General features: G+C 69.2%; 1 protein-coding gene. It reads left to right on the top strand.

Going from position 1 to position 1633, the window contains the following annotated elements; all coding sequences use genetic code 11:
* Nucleotides 1-10: 10 nt before the first annotated feature.
* Nucleotides 11-1633 (top strand): DUF4397 domain-containing protein (locus ACNA7R_RS20240; RefSeq protein WP_416285337.1); only part of this gene is annotated, 1623 nt, incomplete at its 3' end.

Here is a 1633-nt window from a genome sequence, read left to right as displayed (position 1 = left end):
GGTGATGCTGATGAGCGAGCGGGAGGAGGCAGGCGGGGTAGCCGTAGCCGACTTCGGTGACGTCGGGTACGGCGCCATGAGCGACTACATCGAGGTGCCGCCCGGCAACTACGAGATCACCGTCGTCCTCGAAGCGGTCGAGGGCGAGCAGCTGGCTCGCGTCGTGCCGTCCGAGTCGTTCAGCGCCGGCGGAGGCGAGTACTACACGGTCACCCTGCTCGGTCTGGTCGTCCCTGAGCGCATGGACCGCGACGACGAGCAGGAGCCCGCCCCTGCCCAGGAGGGCGAACAGGAGACCGCTCCGGCAGAGGAAGGCGAACAGGAAGAGGCTCCCGCAGAGACCGAGCCGGTCGATGCGGAGGCTCCTGAGGAGGCCGAGCAGGCGGAGATCGCCGATCCGACCGCCGAGCCCTTCATGGCATGGCTCCAGGGCCTGATGGCGGGAGACACCGTCGAGGAGGAAGGGCTCCATCTGCGTCTGCTGGTGCTCGACGACGAGGCGACGCAGACGCTCGAAGAGGAAGAGATGCTGGTGCGGATCGTCCACGCCGCCCCGGGCACCGAACCCGTCGCGCTCGCGGTCATGCGCGCTGACGACGAGAACGACGTCGACGGCAACGACGCCAACGACGTCGACGGCGAAGACGTCGACGGCGCAGACGTCAACGACGAGGCCAACGACGACGAGAACGACAACGACGTCAACGACAACGACGTCAACGACGAGGAGAACGACGTCGAGATCGTCCAGACGGTGTCGTACGGCGAAGCGAGCGGCTACGTGTCGCTGCGCGCCGGTGACGCCGTGGAGGTCCGGACCGAAGACGGCGAGGCCGTGATCCTCGACCTGGCAGGCCAGGGTCTCCAGCCCGGCATGCTGCACACGATCTTCGTGACGGGCACGCCCGTCGAGCCGGTGCCGATCGACGTCGTCGTGGCATCGACCCAGCCGGCCGAGATCGAGGAAGCCGAGGAGAACGACGAAGCCGTCGCCGAGCCCGAAGAGGTGAACGGCGAGCCTGTGGCCGAGGCCGAGGAAGACGCGAACGGCGAGCCGGTGGCCGAGGAAGAAGCGAACGGCGAGGCCGTCGCCGTGACCGACCCCGAGCGCGACGACGTCGCCGAGACCGACGAGCACGCGATGGTGCGCTTCGTGCACGCGGCGCCCAACGCCGACATCGACCAGGTCCTCCTGGTGGGTGACGACGATGCCGCGGCGGGCCTCACGATCGACGCGTTCGATCGGACGGCGTACGCCGAGATGACCGACTACGTGGCGATCCCCGCCGGCTCCTACGAGATCACCATGGTGCTCGCGGCGCCCGAGAACGGTGAGGCGGCCGACGAGGCCGGGGCCGAGGCCGAGGTGGCGCCGGTCGTGCCGGCCGAGACCATCGACGCCAGCAGCGGCGAGTACTACACGATCACGCTCATGGGCCTCATGGTGCCGGAGCGCGTCGGCGAAGCCGAAGAGCAGGCCGACGCCACCGACGAGGGATTCATCGCCTGGCTCGAGGGCCTCTTCGCCGACGAGAACGACGATCGCGGCGAGCTCGAGCTCCGCGTGATGGTGCTCGACGACGAGGCGACCACCGTGCTCGAGGGGGGAGAGGTCCGCGTGCGCGTCGTGCAC

It is taken from the genome of Natronococcus sp., from assembly GCF_047921035.1.
GTDB lineage: Archaea > Halobacteriota > Halobacteria > Halobacteriales > Natrialbaceae > Natronococcus.
The sequence above is the reverse complement of the archived record's forward strand: the minus strand, read 5'-3'. Positions and strand labels throughout refer to the sequence as shown.